At 67.2% G+C, this 19,457-nt stretch carries 20 protein-coding genes; 6 read left to right on the forward strand and 14 right to left on the reverse strand.

Annotated elements, in window-relative coordinates; all coding sequences use genetic code 11:
* The first annotated feature begins 67 nt into the window (after nucleotides 1-67).
* The 6 genes from lptD to INQ42_RS10180 all read left to right on the forward strand — a co-directional run bounded on the left by lptD (nucleotide 68) and on the right by INQ42_RS10180 (nucleotide 6,939).
* Entirely contained in the window at nucleotides 68-2,395 is a 2,328-nt protein-coding gene (gene lptD / locus INQ42_RS10155) for an LPS assembly protein LptD (protein ID WP_194034157.1), read from the forward strand.
* The gene (locus tag INQ42_RS10160; RefSeq protein ID WP_194034158.1) at nucleotides 2,392-3,741 is read left to right on the forward strand and encodes a peptidylprolyl isomerase; all 1,350 of its coding nucleotides are present in this window, start codon (nucleotides 2,392-2,394) and stop codon (nucleotides 3,739-3,741) included. Before lptD ends, INQ42_RS10160 begins: the two co-directional genes overlap by 4 nt.
* Nucleotides 3,742-4,728, forward strand: coding sequence for a 4-hydroxythreonine-4-phosphate dehydrogenase PdxA (gene pdxA / locus INQ42_RS10165; RefSeq protein ID WP_194034159.1), 987 nt, complete (start codon nucleotides 3,742-3,744; stop codon nucleotides 4,726-4,728).
* The gene (gene rsmA, locus INQ42_RS10170; RefSeq protein ID WP_194034160.1) at nucleotides 4,725-5,591 is read left to right on the forward strand and encodes a 16S rRNA (adenine(1518)-N(6)/adenine(1519)-N(6))-dimethyltransferase RsmA; all 867 of its coding nucleotides are present in this window, start codon (nucleotides 4,725-4,727) and stop codon (nucleotides 5,589-5,591) included. The genes pdxA and rsmA overlap by 4 nt, the downstream gene beginning before the upstream one ends.
* Nucleotides 5,592-5,654: 63 nt before the next feature.
* Entirely contained in the window at nucleotides 5,655-6,038 is a 384-nt protein-coding gene (apaG, locus tag INQ42_RS10175; protein WP_194034161.1) for a Co2+/Mg2+ efflux protein ApaG, read from the forward strand.
* 13 nt (nucleotides 6,039-6,051) lie between these two features.
* The gene (locus INQ42_RS10180) at nucleotides 6,052-6,939 is read left to right on the forward strand and encodes a symmetrical bis(5'-nucleosyl)-tetraphosphatase (protein WP_194034162.1); all 888 of its coding nucleotides are present in this window, start codon (nucleotides 6,052-6,054) and stop codon (nucleotides 6,937-6,939) included.
* Nucleotides 6,940-6,989: 50 nt separating this feature from the next.
* Here the strand turns inward: INQ42_RS10180 and INQ42_RS10185 are convergent, their stop codons facing one another.
* From INQ42_RS10185 to INQ42_RS10250, 14 genes are all read right to left on the reverse strand, one after another.
* The gene (locus INQ42_RS10185) at nucleotides 6,990-7,481 is read right to left on the reverse strand and encodes a dihydrofolate reductase (RefSeq protein WP_194034163.1); all 492 of its coding nucleotides are present in this window, start codon (nucleotides 7,479-7,481) and stop codon (nucleotides 6,990-6,992) included.
* Nucleotides 7,482-7,489: 8 nt separating this feature from the next.
* The gene (locus INQ42_RS10190; protein ID WP_194034164.1) at nucleotides 7,490-8,284 is read right to left on the reverse strand and encodes a thymidylate synthase; all 795 of its coding nucleotides are present in this window, start codon (nucleotides 8,282-8,284) and stop codon (nucleotides 7,490-7,492) included.
* Nucleotide 8,285: 1 nt separating this feature from the next.
* Complete coding sequence (lgt, locus tag INQ42_RS10195; protein WP_194034165.1) at nucleotides 8,286-9,155, reverse strand: prolipoprotein diacylglyceryl transferase; 870 nt, start codon at nucleotides 9,153-9,155, stop codon at nucleotides 8,286-8,288.
* 63 nt (nucleotides 9,156-9,218) lie between these two features.
* Nucleotides 9,219-9,647: a TPM domain-containing protein gene (locus INQ42_RS10200; RefSeq protein ID WP_228064344.1), complete on the reverse strand. Its 429-nt coding sequence runs from the start codon at nucleotides 9,645-9,647 to the stop codon at nucleotides 9,219-9,221.
* A 91-nt stretch (nucleotides 9,648-9,738) separates the two neighbouring features.
* Nucleotides 9,739-10,599: a TPM domain-containing protein gene (locus INQ42_RS10205; protein ID WP_228064345.1), complete on the reverse strand. Its 861-nt coding sequence runs from the start codon at nucleotides 10,597-10,599 to the stop codon at nucleotides 9,739-9,741.
* A 108-nt stretch (nucleotides 10,600-10,707) separates the two neighbouring features.
* Entirely contained in the window at nucleotides 10,708-11,310 is a 603-nt protein-coding gene (locus tag INQ42_RS10210; RefSeq protein ID WP_194034168.1) for a LemA family protein, read from the reverse strand.
* A gap of 114 nt (nucleotides 11,311-11,424) precedes the next feature.
* The gene (locus INQ42_RS10215) at nucleotides 11,425-12,150 is read right to left on the reverse strand and encodes a TerC family protein (protein ID WP_194035859.1); all 726 of its coding nucleotides are present in this window, start codon (nucleotides 12,148-12,150) and stop codon (nucleotides 11,425-11,427) included.
* A 90-nt stretch (nucleotides 12,151-12,240) separates the two neighbouring features.
* On the reverse strand, nucleotides 12,241-12,633 hold the full coding sequence (locus tag INQ42_RS10220; RefSeq protein WP_194034169.1) for a diacylglycerol kinase: 393 nt from the start codon (nucleotides 12,631-12,633) through the stop codon (nucleotides 12,241-12,243).
* 175 nt (nucleotides 12,634-12,808) lie between these two features.
* On the reverse strand, nucleotides 12,809-13,834 hold the full coding sequence (locus INQ42_RS10225; RefSeq protein ID WP_194034170.1) for an isoaspartyl peptidase/L-asparaginase family protein: 1,026 nt from the start codon (nucleotides 13,832-13,834) through the stop codon (nucleotides 12,809-12,811).
* Nucleotides 13,835-13,882: 48 nt separating this feature from the next.
* On the reverse strand, nucleotides 13,883-15,118 hold the full coding sequence (locus INQ42_RS10230; protein ID WP_194034171.1) for an ABC transporter permease: 1,236 nt from the start codon (nucleotides 15,116-15,118) through the stop codon (nucleotides 13,883-13,885).
* The gene (locus INQ42_RS10235) at nucleotides 15,115-15,813 is read right to left on the reverse strand and encodes an ABC transporter ATP-binding protein (protein ID WP_194034172.1); all 699 of its coding nucleotides are present in this window, start codon (nucleotides 15,811-15,813) and stop codon (nucleotides 15,115-15,117) included. The genes INQ42_RS10230 and INQ42_RS10235 overlap by 4 nt, the downstream gene beginning before the upstream one ends.
* Nucleotides 15,810-17,228: an efflux RND transporter periplasmic adaptor subunit gene (locus INQ42_RS10240; RefSeq protein ID WP_228064497.1), complete on the reverse strand. Its 1,419-nt coding sequence runs from the start codon at nucleotides 17,226-17,228 to the stop codon at nucleotides 15,810-15,812. Before INQ42_RS10240 ends, INQ42_RS10235 begins: the two co-directional genes overlap by 4 nt.
* A gap of 185 nt (nucleotides 17,229-17,413) precedes the next feature.
* Nucleotides 17,414-18,730 carry a sensor histidine kinase gene (locus tag INQ42_RS10245; RefSeq protein WP_194034174.1) on the reverse strand — a complete coding sequence of 439 codons (1,317 nt, stop codon included), beginning with the start codon at nucleotides 18,728-18,730 and terminating at the stop codon, nucleotides 17,414-17,416.
* Nucleotides 18,731-18,746: 16 nt separating this feature from the next.
* The gene (locus tag INQ42_RS10250) at nucleotides 18,747-19,457 is read right to left on the reverse strand and encodes a response regulator transcription factor (RefSeq protein WP_043957701.1); all 711 of its coding nucleotides are present in this window, start codon (nucleotides 19,455-19,457) and stop codon (nucleotides 18,747-18,749) included.

A 19,457-nucleotide genomic window follows, 5' to 3' on the forward strand; every position in this document is an offset into this window, starting at 1 on the left:
GCTAGCGGCCGCTCCATGCCTACCGGATCGCCGCGTGCACAGTCGCTTCCCCCTGCTCCGTTTATCGATGTGCATTGCCCTGGCACTGCCGGCGTTCTCCGCGCGCGCCTCCGAAGACTGGAGTCTTTGTCCGCTGGAAGACGCCGTGCCGGCGTTTGACGATGCGCCGCAACCCGTCGGCATCGACGGTGCCCGCATCGATCAGCCCACCGACATCTCCGGCGATGCGCTCGACGCACGCGAGACCGACAACACCGTGTTCCAGGGCAATGTCGCATTGCGTCGCGGTGACCAGTTCCTTGGTACAGACCAGCTCAGCTACCGCAGCGATGACGGCACCTACGTGGCCGACGGCAGCGTCCGCTACCAGGACTCGGGCATGCGCATCGTCGCCGAGCGCGCGCACGGGGACCAGGACGCGGACACGCATACGATCGAAGACCTTCGCTACCAGCTGATCGAGCAGCGAGGCAACGGTGGCGCTGAGCGCATCGAGATCCAGGGTGACAGCGGCTCGCTGATCGGTTCGACCTACTCGACCTGTCCGCCCTCGCAGCGCAGCTGGGAGTTGCAGGCCAGGCGGATCGACTTCGACACCGAGAAAGGCACCGGCGTCGCGCGCAATGCCGTCGTCCGCGTCGGCCGCGTGCCGATCCTCTACGTGCCATGGCTGATGTTCCCCATCGATGACGAGCGCCGCACCGGGCTGCTGTACCCGGCGGTGAAACTGTCCGGCCGCAACGGCTTCGACTGGCGCCAGCCGATCTACCTCAACCTGGCGCCCAACTACGATGCCACCCTCACCCCGCGCTGGATGAGCAAGCGCGGGGTCCAGTTGGGAGGTGAATTCCGCTGGCTCTACGACGGTGGCAGCGGCGAGGTGTCCGGCGACTGGATGCCCAAGGACCGGCTGCCGGAAAACCAGCCGTATCGGTATCTGCAGGATGCCAACGGCCGGCCTATAGCCGGCGCCACGCTGCCGGGCGACGACCGCGGCCAGTTCCAGTTCCGCGGCGTACACCGGATCAATGGTCAGTGGCGCGCGCAGGCCAACCTGGGATGGGTCAGCGACACGCACTACCTGGAAGACTTCAGCAACACGCTGTACGGCCTGTCAACGTGGCAGATACGCAGCTCCATGGGCCTCTACGGCCGGGGCGCAAACTGGGATGCCGGGCTGATGGCAGACCACAATCAGCTGGCCGACTACACCCTGAGCGAGAGAAACCTTCGCTACGACCGGCTGCCGCGGGCCTACTTCAACTGGTCCCAGCCCTTCGGCAACTGGTTCGAGGCCGGTGTGACCGCCGAGGCCGTCCGTTTCCGCCACGAAGTCCGCAACGAAGGCAGCCGCCTGGACGTCATGCCCTATGTGAGCATGCCGCTGGAGGGTTCCAGCTGGTATGCAACGCCGAAGATCGCCTGGCGCCACACCGCCTACGACCTCGACGACGCCCTTGCCGCGGCGAATGGCGGTGATGCCAGTCCCAGCCGCAGCCTGCCGATCGCCTCGCTGGACGCCGGGATGTTCTTCGACCGCAAGGTCAGCTTCGGCAAGGACACCTACACGCAGACGCTGGAACCGCGGATCTATTACCTGAATGTGCCGTATCGCGACCAGAACGGCCTGCCGCGTTTCGATACCAATCCGATGACGTTCAGCTGGGGCCAGTTGTTCCGCGACAACCGCTACACCGGCCCGGATCGCCAGATCGACGCCAACCAGCTGACCACCGCCCTCACCACGCGCTTCATCAACGACGCCAACGGTCGCGAGCGCCTGTCGGCCAGCCTCGGCCAGATCCAGTATTTCGACGACAGCCGCGTGGTCGTGCCCGGTGAGACCGCCGTGGAGCAAGGCAAGTCGGCGTGGGTAGCCGACGTGGGCATCTCGCCCACCAGGCGCTGGAGCATCAACATGGCGTACCAGTGGGATCCCAAGTACCGCCGCCAGGACCTCGCCAGCGTCCGCACCCGCTACCTGGTTGGCGACAAGGGCGTGGTCAACCTGGGCTACCGCTACCGCCGTGACCTGACCGAGCAGGTCGACTTCTCGTTCCTGTATCCGATCAACAATGCCTGGAGCGTGGTCGGCCGCTACTACTACGCGATCGACGACCGCAAACTGCTGGAATCCATCGCCGGCGTGCAATGGGAAAGCTGCTGCATGGCGGTCCGCTTCATTGCGCGCCGCTACGTGCGCGAGCGCAACGGCGACCTGGATGACTCGCTGCGGTTGGAATTCGAACTCAAGGGCCTGGGATCGGCGGGCCAGAAAACCGAGACGATTTTGAGCCGTGCTATCCTCGGTTACGATCGTGATGATCTCTATCTTGTGCCGCCTTCCTCTCTGGAAGACGACGATTTCGACAACTCCCTCGATCAAATTCCATGAAGAAACTATTCGCGTCTCTCCTCGCCGGCGCGCTGCTGCTTGCGCCCGCATTCGCGCAACAGGTGGCTCCCATCGACGGCATCGCGGTGGTGGTTGACGAGGACGTCATCCTGCAAAGCGAGCTCGACCGCGCGGTGGCCAACATCCGCGCCCAGTACGCCGGTCGCACCGAGCAACTGCCGCCACCGGAAGTGCTTGAGCGCCAGGTGGCCGAGCGTCTTGTCCTGCTCAAGCTGCAAGTCGCCCGTGCCAACAGCACCGGGGTGAAGGTCAGCAGCCAGGAAGTCGATCAGACCATCGGCGCGATCGCCGCCCAGAACCAGGTCAGCGTCGACCAGCTCGCCGCGCAACTGGCGCGCGACGGAACCTCGCTGCCGCAGTTCCGCGAATCCATCCGTGACGAACTGCTGGTGCAGCGTTTGCGCCAGCGCTTGGCGCAGTCGCAGATTTCCGTCAGTGACGCCGAGGTCGATGCCGCGCTCGCCGCCCAGCAGGGCTCAGGCACGCAGTATCACCTGGCCCATATCCTGGTCGCGGTGCCCGAGGGCGCCACCCCGGAGCAGATCGCCACGGCCCAGTCCAAAATCGAAGGCGTGCAGGGGTTGATCAAGCGCGGCGAGATGGATTTCGCAGCCGCTGCGGTGCGTTATTCGGACAGTCCCAATGCGCTTGAGGGCGGCGATCTGGGCTGGCGCAGCAGCGACGAGATTCCGTCCGCGTTTGCCGACCTGGTGCGCGGCATGAGCCCGGGCCAGGTCACCGAGCCGATCCGCGGCCCGAGCGGGTTCCAGATGCTGCAGGTGGTCGAGAGCCGCGATGCATCCCAGGCCGCTCCGAGCATGGTCACCCAGTACAAGGCCAGCCACATCCTGATCCGTGTGGACGAGACCACCAGTGCGGCGGAAGCAAAAGCCAAGGCCGACACCCTGCACGCCCGCCTGCTCGGCGGCGCTGACTTCGCCGCGCTCGCGCGAGAGGAGTCACAGGACCCCAGCTCCCAGGCCCGCGGCGGTGACCTGGGCTGGTTTGCCCGCGACCAGTTCGGTCCAGACTTTGGCGGCGAAGTGGCCCAGCTCGACGACGGCGCGGTCTCCGCACCGTTCCGTACCCAGGCGGGATGGCACATCGTCAAACGCGCCGGATCGCGCCAGAGCGACGTGGGCGATACATCCCAGCGCGACCAGGTCCGCGAGACGATCGGCCGGCGCAAGCTGGAAGACGAATGGAACCGGTTCCTGCGCGAAATGCGCGGCGAGGCCTTCGTGGACTTCCGCAACGTCGCCGGTGCCGGCGACGCGAACGGCGACGCGGGCGAAGCGGGCACGACCGACGCCAACGGCAACTGATTGAACCAGCTCCGGCTCGCGCTGGTTCCGGGAGAACCGGCCGGCGTCGGTCCGGAGTTGTGCGTGCGGCTTGTGCAGTCGGCGCGCACCCACCGGCTGACCGCCTTCGGCGATCCGGAAACCCTGCAGGCTGCCGCCCATGCGCTCGATCTCCCCTTGCGCCTAGTCGCACCTGAAGACGATCAAGGCCGCGCCAGCGAGCTCGCCCTGCATGCCATTCCCAATGCCGTTGGCGTCGCCTTCGGCCGGCCCGATCCCGCCAACGCCCGTGCGGTGATCGATGCGCTGGAGACTGCTGCCAACGGTTGCCTGGGAGGCGATTTCCACGGTCTGGTAACCGGCCCGGTTCACAAGGCGGTGATCAACCAGGGCGGCATTGCCTACACCGGCACCACCGAGCTGCTGGCGACCCAGGCGCGCTGCAGCGTGGTGATGATGCTGGCCAATGAGACGATGCGGGTGGCACTGGCCACCACCCACCTGCCCCTGCGCGACGTCGCCGATGCCATAACGCCGGGCGCGCTGGTCGCCACGCTGCGCACCCTGCATGCGGCGCTGCGAAGCGACTTCGGTATCGAGCGTCCGTGCATCGCCGTGCTGGGCCTGAATCCGCACGCAGGGGAAGCGGGTCATCTGGGCCAGGAAGAAATCGAGGTGATCGAACCGGTTCTTGCCTCGCTGCGCAGCGAGGGCATGGTACTGGAAGGTCCGCTGCCGGCGGACACCGCCTTTCTGCCCGCCCGTCTGCGCCACTACGATGCCCTGCTGGCGATGTATCACGACCAGGGCTTGCCGGTGCTGAAGTTCAGCGGCTTCGAGCGGGCGGTCAATATCACCCTGGGACTGCCGTACCCGCGCGTGGCCGTCGACCACGGCACGGCGCTGGACCTGGCCGGCAAAGGCAGCGCCGACCCGTCAAGCCTGATCGCCGCGATGGCCACGTGTGCACGCATGGCACGCGCCCGCAGCGCCATAATGGCGCGATGAGTTCCCACAAAAGCACCGCCCGCCCGTTCGGCTCAGCCTTCTCGAGTCCGGCCAAGAAACACCTCGGCCAGAACTTCCTCCACGACCGCTCCGTCATCGACAGGATCGTGCAGGCGGTGAACCCGAAACCGGGCGACCGGCTGGTTGAAATCGGGCCGGGCCAGGGCGCGCTGACCTTTCCGCTGCTCGACCGCCATGGCCAGCTGACCGTCATCGAGTTCGATCGCGACCTCGTCGGGCCGCTGATCGAGATGGCCAAACAGCGCGGTCAGCTGGATGTCATCCATCGCGACGTGCTGCAGGTCGACTTCACCGCGCTGGCGGCCAGCAGTGACGCCGACAGCGATCCTGGCGCGGGAACGACGAACGCGCGCATCCGACTGGTCGGCAACCTGCCCTACAACCTGTCCTCGCCCATCCTCTTCCACGCCCTCGAGCACGCCGCTGCCATCACCGACATGGTCTTCATGCTGCAAAAGGAGGTGGTGGACCGGATGGCCGCGGGCCCGGGTAGCAAGGTGTACGGCCGGCTGAGTGTGATGCTGCAGGCCTACTGCACCGTCCACCCACTGTTCATCGTCCCCCCGGGCGCCTTCCACCCGGTGCCCAAGGTGGACTCGGCCGTGGTGCGCCTCGTCCCGCGGCCCGCTACGGAGATTGGCGTGGCCGATCGCACGGTGTTCGCCAACGTGGTGCGTGACGCGTTCGGCCAGCGCCGCAAGACCCTGCGCAACGCCCTCTCGCGAATATGCGATACCGCGACGATGGAGGCCGCCGGCATCTCGCCGCAGGCGCGCGCGGAGCAGATCCCGGTGGCGGATTTCGTCCGTCTGGCGAACTCGCTGACGGAACGGCCCGCCTGACCAGTGCCGCGAACCGGTCGCAGACGCTCCCTTATGCTGCGGCCAGCCTCTACACTGTCTGACATGAAACACCGTACCGGCCCCGCCATCACGATCGATGTGACCACGCGCTACCTGGATGAGCAATCCGAGCCTGCCAACGGCCACTTCCTGTTCGCCTATACGATCCGGATCGGCAACGCCGGCGATGAATCGGCGCAACTGGTCTCGCGACGCTGGGTGATCACCGACGCCAACGGCAAGGTCGATCGGGTCGAGGGCGACGGCGTGGTGGGCGAGCAACCCTGGCTGCATCCCGGCGAAGGCTTCGAGTACACCTCCGGGGCGATGCTGGACACCGACCTGGGGACGATGGAAGGCAGCTACACAATGGTCACCGGTGATGGCACCCGCTTCGAGGTCCCGATCCCCGCGTTCACCCTGACCGTGCCGCGCACCCTTCACTGATGGCGGTTCCGGCATGAGTGTCTGGGCCATCGGCGATCTGCAGGGCTGTTACGACGAATTGCAGCGCCTGCTGGAGCGCATCGCCTTCGATCCGGCCAGTGACCGCCTGTGGTTTTGCGGCGACCTGGTAAATCGCGGTGGCCAATCGCTGGAAACGCTGCGCCTGGTCCATTCCCTGCGCGCCAACTCCAGCGTCGTGCTGGGCAACCACGACCTGTCACTTCTGGCCATTGGTGAGCGCCGCGAGGAAGACCAGCGCAAGGTCAACGCCGACCTGCAGCGAGTGGTGTTCGCGCCCGATCGCGACGAGCTGCTGACGTGGTTGCGCATGCAGGAGATGGTGCACATCGACCGCGAGCTGGGCTGGATGATGATCCACGCCGGACTCGCGCCGAAATGGACCTCGCAGCTGGCCGAGAAGCACGGACGAGAGGTCGAGGCGGCCCTGCGTGGCGACCAGTACCGGCAGTTGCTCAGGCACATGTACGGCGACGCCCCGGCGTGGAATCCGCGCCTGGGCGGGATCGATCGCCACCGCGCGATCATCAACCTGCTGACCCGCATGCGCTACTGCTCACCCAAGGGCCGGATCGCCTACGAGGAGAAAGGCGTCCCGGGTACCCAGCCCCCGGGCCTGTACCCCTGGTACGCAGTTCCCGGGCGCGTCGAGCGCGACCTCAAGATCGTCTGCGGGCACTGGTCGGCGCTGGACCTGTTCATCGGCCATGGCGTGCACGCGATCGACACCGGTGCCGTCTGGGGCGGCAAACTGACCGCGCTGCAGCTGGACACCGGCGAGTTGCGGGTCGTGCAGGTGCCCGGACGCGACAAGCCCGCACCACCGCCGAGGCCGCGTCATCGCTCACGACCGCAGCGTGCGCCGCAGACATCGCAGAAGTAGGTCCGGCGGCGACGGCACGTCGAAGCATCGGAGCCACGGAATGCGCCGTCTCAGGGCTTGCGCACGTACTCTACGAGCTCGAACGCAAACCGGTGCCGCTCATCGGCCGGGTGTGACTCGCGCGAGGTGACGGTCCAGTTGTTCGCGTCGAAAGCCGGAAAGAACGCATCTGCATCTTCCACAGCCGTGTCGACGTGGGTCAGCTGCAGCTGCGTCGCGATCGGCAGGCACAGCGCGTAGACCTCGCCGCCGCCGATCACGCACAGCGCATCGGACCCTCCGCTTTCCGCTGCCGCGAGTGCCGCCTCCACGCTGTCGACCGCCTCCATGTCCGGGAAGGGGACGCGACCGCTGCGGGTCAATACCAGATTGCGCCGCCCGGGCAGCGCCCTGCCCAACGAGTCGGCGGTCTTGCGGCCCATCAGCAGTGTCTTGCCCAGGGTAAGCGCCTTGAAGCGTTGCAGATCGTCCGGCAGCCGCCAGGGCAGGTCATTGTCGCGCCCGATCGCGCCGTTGCGGTCCAGCGCCGCGACCAGCACCACCGGCGGGTTCACACCGCCACCGGCGCCTTGATGGCGGGCAGCGGATCGTAGTCCTCGATGCTGATGTCATCGATGCTGAAGTCGAATATGCCGGTGACCTCCGGGTTGAGGCCAAGCCGCGGCAGTGCGCGCGGCTCCCGCGACAGCTGTTCGCGCGCCTGCTCGAAGTGGTTCGAGTACAGGTGCGCATCGCCCAGGGTGTAGACGAAGTCGCCGACCTCCAGCCCGCACACCTGCGCCACCATGTGGGTCAGCAGCGCGTAGCTGGCGATGTTGAAGGGCACGCCCAGGAAGATGTCGCCGCTGCGCTGGTACAGCTGGCAGCTGAGCCTGCCGTTGACCACGTAGAACTGGAACAGCGTGTGGCACGGCATCAACGCCATCTGCGGCAGCTCGGCGACATTCCACGCCGACACGATCAGGCGCCGCGAGTCCGGATTGCGCCGGATCTCATCGACCACCCACTGGATCTGGTCGACCTCGATCCCGTCCGCTCCCGCCCAACGCCGCCACTGCTTGCCGTACACCGGGCCGAGCTCGCCGGCCTCATCGGCCCATTCGTCCCAGATGCGCACCCGGTTCTCGCGCAGGTAGCCGATATTGGTATCGCCCTCCAGGAACCACAGAAGCTCATGGATGATCGAGCGCAGGTGCAGCTTCTTGGTCGTGACCAGCGGGAACCCGGCGGCAAGATCAAAGCGCATCTGCCAGCCGAACACGCTACGGGTGCCGGTGCCCGTGCGATCGGATTTTTCATCTCCGCGCTCGAGCACATGGCGCATCAGATCCAGATACTGGCGCATCTCAGGCTCCCGGGGCGGCCGGCTGGACCGTGGGCGAACGCCGCGACAGCCACAGGCAGAACAGTCCCAGCACGATCAGTGGCAGGCTCAGGACCTGGCCCATGGTCAGCCAGCCGAACGCCAGGTAGCCCAATTGCACGTCGGGCACGCGCACGAATTCGACGAGGAAGCGGAAGCTGCCGTACAGCAGCAGGAACAGCCCCAACACCGCATAGCGCGGCCGCGGCTTGCGCGAGAACCACCAGACCAGGCAGAACGTCACCAGCCCCTCGAGGAACGCCTGATAGAGCTGGGACGGATGCCGGGCGAACCCGTCCAGCGCCCCGCTGGCGAATTGCGCTTGCAACCGCTCCGCGCTCCAGCCGGCGAATTCGGGCGCCCGCGGAAACACGACGCCCCAGTCGGCGCCGGTGGGTTTGCCCCACAACTCGCCACCGATGTAGTTGCCCAGCCGGCCCAGACCCAGGCCGGCCGGCACCAGCGGCACGACAAAGTCGGCCACATCGAAGAAATGCTGGTGCTGCTTGCGCGACCACCACAGACCGGCGGCGGCGACGCCGAGCAGGCCACCGTGGAAACTCATGCCGCCCTCCCATATCCGCAGCAGCATCAGCGGATCCTTCACCAGGTCGGCAAACCCGTAGAACAGCACGTAGCCGATGCGGCCACCGAGGACGACGCCCAGCATTCCGTAGAACAGCAGGTCACCGAACGCCTGCTCTGTGACGCCAGGCAGCCGCCCGGCGCGGATCCGCCGCACGCCCAGCCACCAGGCGATGCCGAAGCCCAGCAGGTACATCACGCCGTACCAGTGGATGTGCAGCGGGCCAAGGCTGAGGGCGATCGGGTCGATTTGATGCAGGATGATCATTGAGTCGCTGGAGTCCGGTCGAAGTGGGGCTGCGTCGCCTATTGTCGCCGCTGTGGGCGCGATTTACAGGCGGTGGGGCTGATTGGACAGCTGGTTGTCGTCCGCTTGCCCCGGAATGGCCGGGAAGGCGCCCGCCATCAGGGTCGAAAGCGCATCCACGCCGCCGAGGATCGCGGCCTCCGCGTCGCCGGCCTGCAGATGCTGCTCGATCAAGCCGCATGCCTGGCGCCACTGGACCGGTTCAACCCGGCCGTCAAAGCCGCGATCGGCGACCACTTCGATCCGGTGCTCCGCCAGCAGCAGGTAGAGGAGTACGCCGTTGTTGTCCCTTGTGTCCCACACGCCCAACTGCCCGAACAGCTCGCGCGCCCGTTCTCGCGCACTCACGCCGGCAAGTACCGCCCGCAGTTTCAGCGCCGGCTCCACCGCAAAGCACAGCTCGCCGCTATGCCGCTGCTCGCCAGCCGCGATCGCCGTGGCAATGCGCGCCATGACGGGGTCGGGAAACCAGCGCCGGCTCGAGGGTGGGAAGAGGTGCCGGAACCAACGCATCAGCAGAACCCCGAGTTATGGATTGAATGCATCACCAACTGCCCGAGGCGCCACCGCCTCCGCTCATTCCGCCACCGCCGCTCCATCCACCACCGCCCCCCATGCCTCCACCCCCACCCCAGCCGCCGCCCAGGCCGCCGCCGCCCAGGCCACCAAAGCCGCCCCGGCGGGCGAAGCCGCCACCGCCGGAACCGGCGAGCGCGAGCACCAGTCCCATCACGGCGCCGATGCCGCCGATTACCAGCAAGGAGGACAGCAGCCACGCAACCCCGCCTGCCGCGGCCGCTCCGGCCATGCCACGAATCGGCTTGGGCGCGCGACCGAACATGCCCGCCACCATCCGCGCGACGATGAAGGCGGCCATCAGCGCGAACAGCCAGTTCCCGCCTCCCGCGTCCGGGCGGTTGTCGGCCATCGGTGCCGGCAGGGGCTCGCCATCGATGAGGCTTGTCAGTGCAGCGGTCGCCTCGACAATCCCGCCGGCGTAGTCGTCGCGCCGGAAGTGGGGAACCAGGTATTCCTGGATCACCCGGCTGGCCGTCGCGTCCGGGATCGCACCTTCCAGGCCGTAGCCCACCTCGATGCGCGCCCGCCGATCGGCCTTGGCCACAATCAGCAACACCCCGTCGTCGACCTTGCCGCGGCCCAGCTTCCACTCGTCGTAGACGCGGGTGGCGTACTGGGCAATGTCTTCCGGCGAAGTGGTTGGCACCACCAGCACCTGCAGCTGACTGCCCTTGCGGTCGCGCAGCGCGACCGCCTGGGCTTCCAGCTGCTGCCGTGTCGCTGAGTCGATGGTGCCGGTGGTATCGACCACGGGCGAGTCCAGCGCCGGCACCGGCGCCAGCGTTTGTGCGTGCAGCACCCCGGCCGCGAAGAAGAGCGCCAGCATCCAGACCCGGCATGCCAGCGAACGGAAATTCCGGCGCTTCGTTGGCCCACCCAGATTCATGCAAGCCGCGCGGACTGGACGAGGTGCGGAAAGCGCACGAACGCAATATCAACCATTGGCAGGCGCGGGAGCCGGCGCAGGCTGGCCGAAGTCGACCTCCGGCGGACGCTGGATTTCCTGCACGTTGTCGACCGTGAAGTTGGGCTTGGGCTTGTAGCCGAATACCTTGGCCGTCAGGTTGGTCGGAAACTGGCGGATATAGGTGTTGAAGTCCTGCACGGTCTGGATGTAGCGTTGGCGCTCGACCGTGATCCGGTTCTCGGTGCCTTCCAGCTGCGCCTGCAACTGCAGGAAACTCTGGTCCGCCTTCAGGTCGGGGTAGTTCTCGCTGACCATCAGCAGTCGGCCGATCGCACTCTGCAACTGGCCCTGGGCCTGCTGGAACTGCTCCAGTGACGCCGGGTCGTCGGTATCGACGTTGATGCTGCCGACCCGGGCGCGCGCCTCCGTCACCTGGGTCAGCACCTGCTGTTCGTGGCTCGCGTAGCCCTTCACCGTTGCGACCAGGTTGGGCACCAGGTCGGCGCGGCGCTGGTAGACGTTGAGCACCTGTGACCAGGCGGCATCCACCGCCTCGTCCTTCTGCTGGATGGTGTTGTAGCCGCAACCGCTGAGCAAGGTCGCCAGCACGAGCAGAAGCAAAATGCGCATGGAAGTACTCCGTTCAGGTCAATACCGGCATTGCACCACCCGGGACCGGGGGGTGCAATGGGCGCGCCGTGAAGTGCGCGCCCCCGCGCATCGCGAGCCCCGCGCGCAGGCGGATTACTCGCCAAGCTCGCGCAGGGTGGCCCGGCGCTTCGCCCAGAGGTTGAGCCCTTCCACCAGCGCCGAGAAGCCCATCGAGCCGTAGATGTAGCCCTTCGGAATGTGGATACCGAGACCATCCAGCAACAGGTAGGCACCGATCAGGACGATGAAGGCCAGCGCCAGCATCTTCACGGTCGGATTGCGGTCGATGAAGCGGCCCAACGGCGTGGCCGCGAACAGCATCACCACAACCGCCAGCAGGATGGCGGCGACCATGATCCAGGTGTGGTTGGCCATGCCCACTGCGGCGATCACCGAGTCGAGCGAGAAAACGATATCGATCACCGCGATCTGCGCCATCACCATGCCAAAGGTCGCGACAGGCTTGGCCGGCAGGCCATCGGACTCCTCGCCGCCGAAGATCGAGTCGCGGATCTCCATCGTGCCCTTCACCAGCAGGAAGATGCCGCCGACGATCAGGACCAGGTCGCGGACCGAAATTCCCTCGCCGAAGAGCTCGAACAGCGGCGTCTTCAGTCCCGCCAGCCAGGCCAGCGCCAACAGAAGGACAATGCGGCTGACGCACGCGACCGCGATTCCCAGCTTGCGTGCCTTCTCCCGGATTTCCACCGGCAACCGGCTCACCGCGATCGAAATGAACACCAGGTTGTCGATGCCCAGCACGATCTCGATCGCGCTCAGGGTCATCAGGGTGATCCAGACGTCCGGATCCATCAGCATTTCAATCACGGGGATTTCCTAGGTTCGGCAGGGAACGTGGCGCAAGGGTAATAACTGAGGGTGCGCGCGGGACTATCAACCCCCGGCCGATCAGTCCGTGCCGGCAAGAAGACGCGGCAGCAGGATCAGCGACCAGGTCATCAGCACGTTCATCATCAGCACGAACACGGCCGCCGAGCCCATGTCCTTGGCCCGACCGATCAACTCATGGTGCTGGTTGCCGAAGCGCTCGATCACCGCCTCAATGGCGGAATTGATGAGCTCGGCCGCCAGTACCAGCAGCATCGTGCCGACCAGCAGGACCCTCTCGACCCCGGTGGCTCCGAGCCAGAGCGCAATCGGTGCCAGCAGCACGAAGGCGCACACCTCCAGGCGGAAAGAAGACTCATGCAGCCAGGCCGCTTTCAGCCCCTGGATCGACCATTGGCCCGCCTTGATCACCCCACGTGGCCCGCGCGGGACATGGCCATACCGGTCCGCCATCTCAGCGCGCCACGGGGACGGCAACGAGGCCAGAAGGGATGCAGCGCCAAAGCCTCAACATCGAGCTCATCATCGATAACGGACCGCGGCGGCGCCGCAACAAGCGCAGAAGTCTGCCACATCGACCCATACCGCGTCTGTCCGACCATCCCAAACCTGGCTTGGTGGCAGCAATCTACTCCTCGAAAATCGCCACGCCGCGGCTGCCATCGGGCCTGATCCAGGCGCGGTACATCGTTCCGCTGTTGAAGGGCATGGCGATGTTGCCGTCCCGGTCCAGGGCGATCGCGCCACCGTCGCCGCCTGCAGCCGGCACGATCCGGTTGACCACTTCCTCGGCCGCATCCGCCAGCGAATCCCCGCGGTAGGCGACGCGTGCGCAGATGTCGTGGGCGACGGCATTGCGGATGTAGAACTCGCCCCAGCCTGTGCCGGAGACGCCGCAACGGTCATCGGCCCAGGTGCCCGCGCCGATGATCGGCGCATCGCCGACCCGTCCCCATTTCTTGTTGGTCATCCCGCCGGTGCTGGTCGCCGCGGCGATGTGGCCGTGCCGGTCCAGCGCCACCGCTCCGACAGTGCCGAAGTACCGGCCCGGCTCATCGCCGATGACTGTACGTGCCTGCGCCTTGCGCTGTGCCGCGTCCAGCTGCCGCCGGCGCTTGTCCGTGTCAAACCAGGGGTTGCGAACGCGCTCGATCTCGGGCTGTGTATCGGCGAAGGCCTCCGCGCCACGGCCGGCAAGCATCACGTGCGGGGAGTGGTCCATCACCGCGCGGGCCAGCGCGATCGGGCTGCGCACGGTGGTGACTCCCGCCACCGCTCCGGCGCGGCGGGTGTGGCCTTCCATGATCGAGGCGTCCAGTTCGTGTCCGCCTTCGGCATTGAACACCGCGCCCTTGCCGGCATTCAACCGCGGCGACTCCTCCAGCACGTGCACGGCCGCCTGCACCGCGTCCAGCGCGGCTCCACCACTGGAGAGGACCGCGTTGCCTGCATCCAGGGCGGCGTCCAGATCCGCGCGGGCGGCCTTCTCGTCCTCGGCGCTCAGGGCGTCGCGCGCTACGTAACCGGCGCCGCCGTGGATCACCAAAGCGGTCGTGGGAGTTTCCGGCGTGGCGATCGCTGGCCCCAGCTGCGCTTGCGTGACCGGAGCGGCAAGGCCCAATACCAGAGCCGGCAACACAAGGTAGGTGCGCATCGCGAGATTCCCGCTGAGAGAGCGATGAGGATAACGCGAGCCGTCGCGCTACTGCTGGCGCAACGCCTCGATCGGGTCCAGCAGGGACGCCTTGCGCGCCGGGTAGTAGCCGAAGAACAGCCCGGTCGCGATGGAGAACCCGGCCGCGAGCAGGATCACCTGCGCGTTGAGCACCACCGGCAAGGCACCGAACTTGCCGACCAGCAGCGCGCCGGCGATCCCGATCGCAATCCCCACGGCGCCACCGATCAGCGATATCAGCATCGCCTCGGCGAGGAACTGGGAGCGGATGTCCGACGGTCCGGCACCCACCGCCATGCGCAGGCCGATCTCGCGGATCCGCTCGGTCACCGAGACCAGCATGATGTTCATGATGCCGATGCCGCCGACGATCAGCGAGATGGTCGCCACCGCCGCCAGCAGCAGCGACATCAGGCGCGTGGTCTGGCTGCGCGCCTCGACGATTTCGGCGATGTTGCGCACGCGGAAGTCATCGTCCGCGCCCGGCTGCAGCTTGTGGCGCTGGCGCAGCAGGGATTCAATCTGCTCCTGCGCCCACGCCAGGTCATCCGCGCGCGCGACCCCGACCGCGATCTGCTGCACCGCGCCCGGTGGCAGGCCCATCGCTCCCATCAACCGCCGCCGACCGGTTTCCAGCGGCACCAGCATCACGTCGTCCTGGTCCTGGCCGAAGCCGCCCTGCCCCTTGGGCGCCAGTACGCCGACGACGGTGAAGGGCACCCGGCCGATGCGCACGCTTTGTCCGACCGGGTCCTCGTCACCGAACAGGGAGCGACGCACGGTCTCGCCCAGAATCACCGGCTTGCTGCCGCCGCCATATTCGCGCGCGTCGAACTCCTCACCCAGCGCCATTGACCAGCTCTCCAACGCGAAATAGTCCGGCTGCACGCCGTACCAGCTGGTGGCCCAGTTGTTCTCGGCAAACACGACCTGGGTGCTGCCGCGCAGCGTGCCAGCGACGTACTGGACCTCCGGCACCTCCTCGCGGATCGCGTCCACATCCCCGGTGGTGAGGGTGTAGGCGCTGCCGGCGCTCATGCGCACGCCGCCGGCGCCACGGCCCGAGTTGGAGCTGATGTCCAGGCGATTGGACCCCAGCCCGGACACCAGCTTGTCGATCTGCGCCTGGGTGCCCTGGCCGACCGACACCATCACGATCACTGCGGCGATGCCGATGATCACCCCCAGCGACGTCAGGGCGCTGCGCAGCCAGTTGCCGCGCAGGGCGAAGATGGCCGTCCGCAGGACCTCGGTGAAATTCATGCCGGCGCTCCCTGCTCGTGCAGCTCACCGTCGTGCATGACGAAGGTCCGGTCCGCGTGCGCGGCCACTTCCGGGTCATGGGTGATCAGGATCACCGTGTGGTCGTCGTCGCGAAGCTGCTTGAACAGCGCCAGGATCTCCTCGCCGGTCTTGCTGTCCAGCGCGCCGGTGGGCTCGTCGGCCAGCAGGATCGGCGGCCGGTTGATCAGGGCGCGGGCGATCGCCACGCGTTGCTGTTGGCCGCCGGACAGCTCACTGGGCCGGTGCTGCTCGCGGCTGCCCAGCCCGACCGCCGCCAGTGCCGCGTGGGCCCGCTGCGCGCGCTCGGCGGCCGGCACGTTGGCGTAGCCCATCGGCATGGCCACGTTCTCCAGCGCGCTCATGCGCGGCAGCAGGTTGAAGCCCTGGAAGACGAATCCGATCTTGTCGCGCCGCAGCAGCGCGCGCTCTTCGGCGTCCAGACTGGCGATGTCGACGCCATCGCAGTGGTAGGTGCCCGTGCTCGGACTGTCGAGGCAGCCCAGCAGGTTCATCAGCGTCGACTTGCCCGAGCCGGATGGACCCATGATGGCGACGAATTCGCCGCGCTCGATCCGCAGGTCGACGTCGCGCAGCGCGACCACCTCGGCTTCGGTGCCCGGCGAGTAGACCTTGCCCAGGCCGCGGGTCTGGATCACCGCGACGGCAGTGCTCATCGTGCCGGACGCCCGCTGCCGATGATCACCTGGTCGCCCTGGGCGATATCGCCCGCCACCTCGGTCCAGCTGCCATCGCTGACGCCAAGGCGCACGGTGATCGGCTTCGGCTTGCCAGCCACCAGCAGGTACAGCGGGGCGCGACGGGCGGCGAGCAGCGAGGCCAGTTCGCCGTCCCAGCGGGCCTTCTTCTCATCCGGGAGCGTCTCGCGGAAGGCGGCGAACTGCTGGGTGAAGCGCTCCTGCATCCGCTGGCGCATCGCACCGCTGTTGCCGGCGCCGGCATTGGCTGGGCCGCGCCGGCCGCCCATCATCGGCGGTCCGCCGGCGGGTGGACGCGAGGGTGCGGCAGTGGCGCGAGCGGCGGCGCGCTCACGCATGCCGGCCAGCGCCTCATCGAAGGCCGCCTGCTGGTTGGCGTCCAGCTCCAACGCGGCGGCCATCCGCGGCAGTTCCTCGGTCGGGCTGGTGCGCGTGGCGGTGGGCGCCGCAGCCGCGTCGCCCTCGGCGGGCTTGTAACGCAGTGCCGCGTTGGGCACCCGCAGCACGTCATCGCGCCGGCTCACCTCGATCTCGGCGTTGGCGGTCATCCCGGGCAGCAGGATCTGGTCTGGGTTGTCGACCGCCACCACCACGGGGTAGGTGATCACGTTGTTGGTGTTGGTGGCCGACAGGCGCACCTGCTGCACGCTACCGCGGAACTGGCGATCCGGAAACGCATCCACCCCGAACGACACGCCCTGGCCGGTCTTGACCTGGCCGATGTCGGCCTCGTCGATGGCCAGCACGATCTCCATCTTCGAAAGGTCCTCGGCGATCTGGAACAGCACCGGCGCCTGCAGGCTGGCGGCCACGGTCTGCCCGGGCTCGACGGTTCGGGTCAGGACCACGCCGTCCACCGGCGAACGGATCTCGGTGCGTTCCAGGTTGAGCTGCGAGGTGCGGGTGGATGCGCGCTGCTGGGTGATCTGCGCCTGTGCCGACTGCACCTGCGCGCGTGCCTGATCGCGCGCGGTGCGCGCCAGGTCGATGTCACTGCTCGCCACCAGCTGGCGCTCGCCCAGTTCGGTCTTGCGGCGGAAATCGGCTTCGGCGTTGGCAGCCGCGGCGCGGGCGGTCGCCAGGCTGGCCTGCGCGGCCTGGACGGCGGCATTGCCCTGCGCGATCTGCGCATCAAAGGTGCTCGGATCGATCCGGGCGATCACCTGCCCCTTGCTCACCGTGTCATTGAAGTCGGCGAGCACCTCGGTGACCAGACCGGAGATCTGGCTGCCCACGTCGACGGTGGAGATCGCGCCGAGCGTGCCTGTAGCCGAGATGCCGACCCGGACATCGCCGCGCTCAGCGGTGGCGGTCCGGTAGTCGCCGGCGCCCGCGTCGGCTCCGCGCTTTTGCCACACATACGCGCCCGCCACGACGAGCAAGATCAACCCGCCAGCGACAAGAATTCGACGCCATGGCCTGGGCGATCGGCGGGAAGCGGATGTTGTGCGGGCGGCTGCAGTCATCGTTGGCGTCGTCAATCCGGGGAGTCAACGCGTCAACGTTCGAGAAGGCCATCGGTTGACCGCCATCGGACTCTCGCTCACGGCGCCACCGATCAGGGAACCAGCCGGATCGTCGCCGTGGTGCCCTTGCCGGGCTGACTGCGCAGATTGACGGACCAGCCCACGCGGTCGCCAAGGCGGCGGGTAATCGCAAGCCCCATTCCCTTGCGATCCTCGTGGGCGATGTCCGCACGGTAGAACGGCGTGAACGCTTTGGCCAGGGTTGCCGGATCCATGCCGATGCCGCTGTCGATCACCTCGATCTGATCGGCTGACATGCGCACCTGGATCCGGCCCAGGTGGGTGAAGTGCGCCGCGTTGCTGAGCAGGTTGCCAACCATCACAGCGAGGACGTGCGGGGACCCGACCACGGCCGGTGCACCTTCATCGAGCACCTCGATCGAGACGGGCTTGTCGGCCAGGCGCGGCTGCATCCGCTCCACCTGGTCGCGCACCACCTCGGCCACGTCGAACTCCCGGTCCTGTGGACCAACATCGGTTTCGCGGGCGAGGATCAGGAATGCGTCGATCACCGCCTCCATGTCGCGCCCGGCACGCTGCACGCGGGCCAACGAACGACTGGTGGCCGGCAGTGTGTTCGGGTCCGCCAGCAGCATGTCTGTCGCCATGCGGATGACGGTCAGGGGCGTGCGCAGTTCGTGGCTGGCGTCGCGGGTGAAGTCACGCTCGCGCTGTACGAACTCGGCGACGCGGTCGGTCAGGCCCACCAAGGCCTCGGCAAGCTGCTGCACCTCCACGCCGGAATCGCGCGGCAGGCTGCCGGCCTTGATCGCCGTCACGTCGGATTCGCGCGGATCCCAACGCGAGACCACCCCGGCCAGCCAGCTGACCGGCGCGACCAGCCGCTTGGATGTGCGGTAGGTCAGCCAGGTCACCAGATACGTGGCCAGAAGCGACAACACGAGCGAGACAAGCCCGGTCAGGCCGATGGCCCGATCGATATGACCCGATTCAAAGCTCAGGTAGAAGGTGTCAGCCCCCCGTGTCTCGACCAGAACCACTTCATCGATGGAGCGCTCGCGGAACGCGCGGTCGGGCCGCGGCGCAACAGGTGGCGTCACGCGATGACGCCCCGCAGACAGACCGCGCATGTACTCCGGGACCGCGCGCTGGCCGGCACCCGCGGGCACGATGTAGCCGGTAAGCGTCGCGGTCTTCGGCAGCGGGTAGGCCGGATCGGCCGCGCGACCGGCCCAGAACGTGTCCGCTTCGGCATCCAGTCGCTCGCTTATGACGCTGTCGCGCACGATCAGGCCCGTCACCAGCACGCCAGCGGTGATGACGATGCTGGCGATTGCCGCCTGCATGAGGAACGCCAGCTTGATCCGGCGCGGCAGTCCAGGACTCATTGAGGCAACCGCAGAATCATTCCTGCGGCTGCGAGATGTCCGCCACGCGGTAGCCGGCCGATTGCACGGTATGCAGCAACTGCTTGTCGAACGGCTTGTCGATCGTCTTGCGCAGGTTGTAGAGGTGGCTGCGCAGGGTGTCGGAATCAGGCAGGCCGTTGCCCCAGATCTCGCGCTCGATTTCCTGGCGGCTGACGACCCGTGGCGATTCGCGCATCAGGATGGTGAGCAGGCGCAGGCCAATCGGCGAGAGCTGCAGCTCACTGCCGCCACGGGTTACGCGCAGACTCGCCGGATCCAGCACCAGATCGGCGACCTTGAGCACCTCCCCGCCGACCTGGCGACGCTCCCGCCGGATCAATGCGCGAAGGCGTGCTTCCAGTTCCTGGATGGCAAAAGGCTTGGTCAGGTAGTCGTCCGCGCCCGCCGACAGGCCGGTGAGCTTCTCGTCCAGGGTGTCGCGCGAGGTCAGCATCAGCACGGGCGTCGACTTGCGCGCTTCCTCGCGCAGCCGCTTGCACACCTCCAGCCCGTCAAGGCGCGGCAGCATCAGGTCCAACACGATGACGTCGTAGCTGTTCTCAGCGGCGAGGCGATAGCCGTCAAGCCCGTCGGCGGCGAAGTCCACTTCGAAGCCCTTGCTCTCGAGGTATTCACCCACCATCTCGGAAATATTGCGGTTGTCCTCAATGATGAGGACCAAGCCGCCATCTTGCGTGTTCTGCAT

The sequence above is a fragment of the Lysobacter avium genome (genome assembly GCF_015209745.1).
Lineage (GTDB): Bacteria > Pseudomonadota > Gammaproteobacteria > Xanthomonadales > Xanthomonadaceae > Novilysobacter > Novilysobacter avium.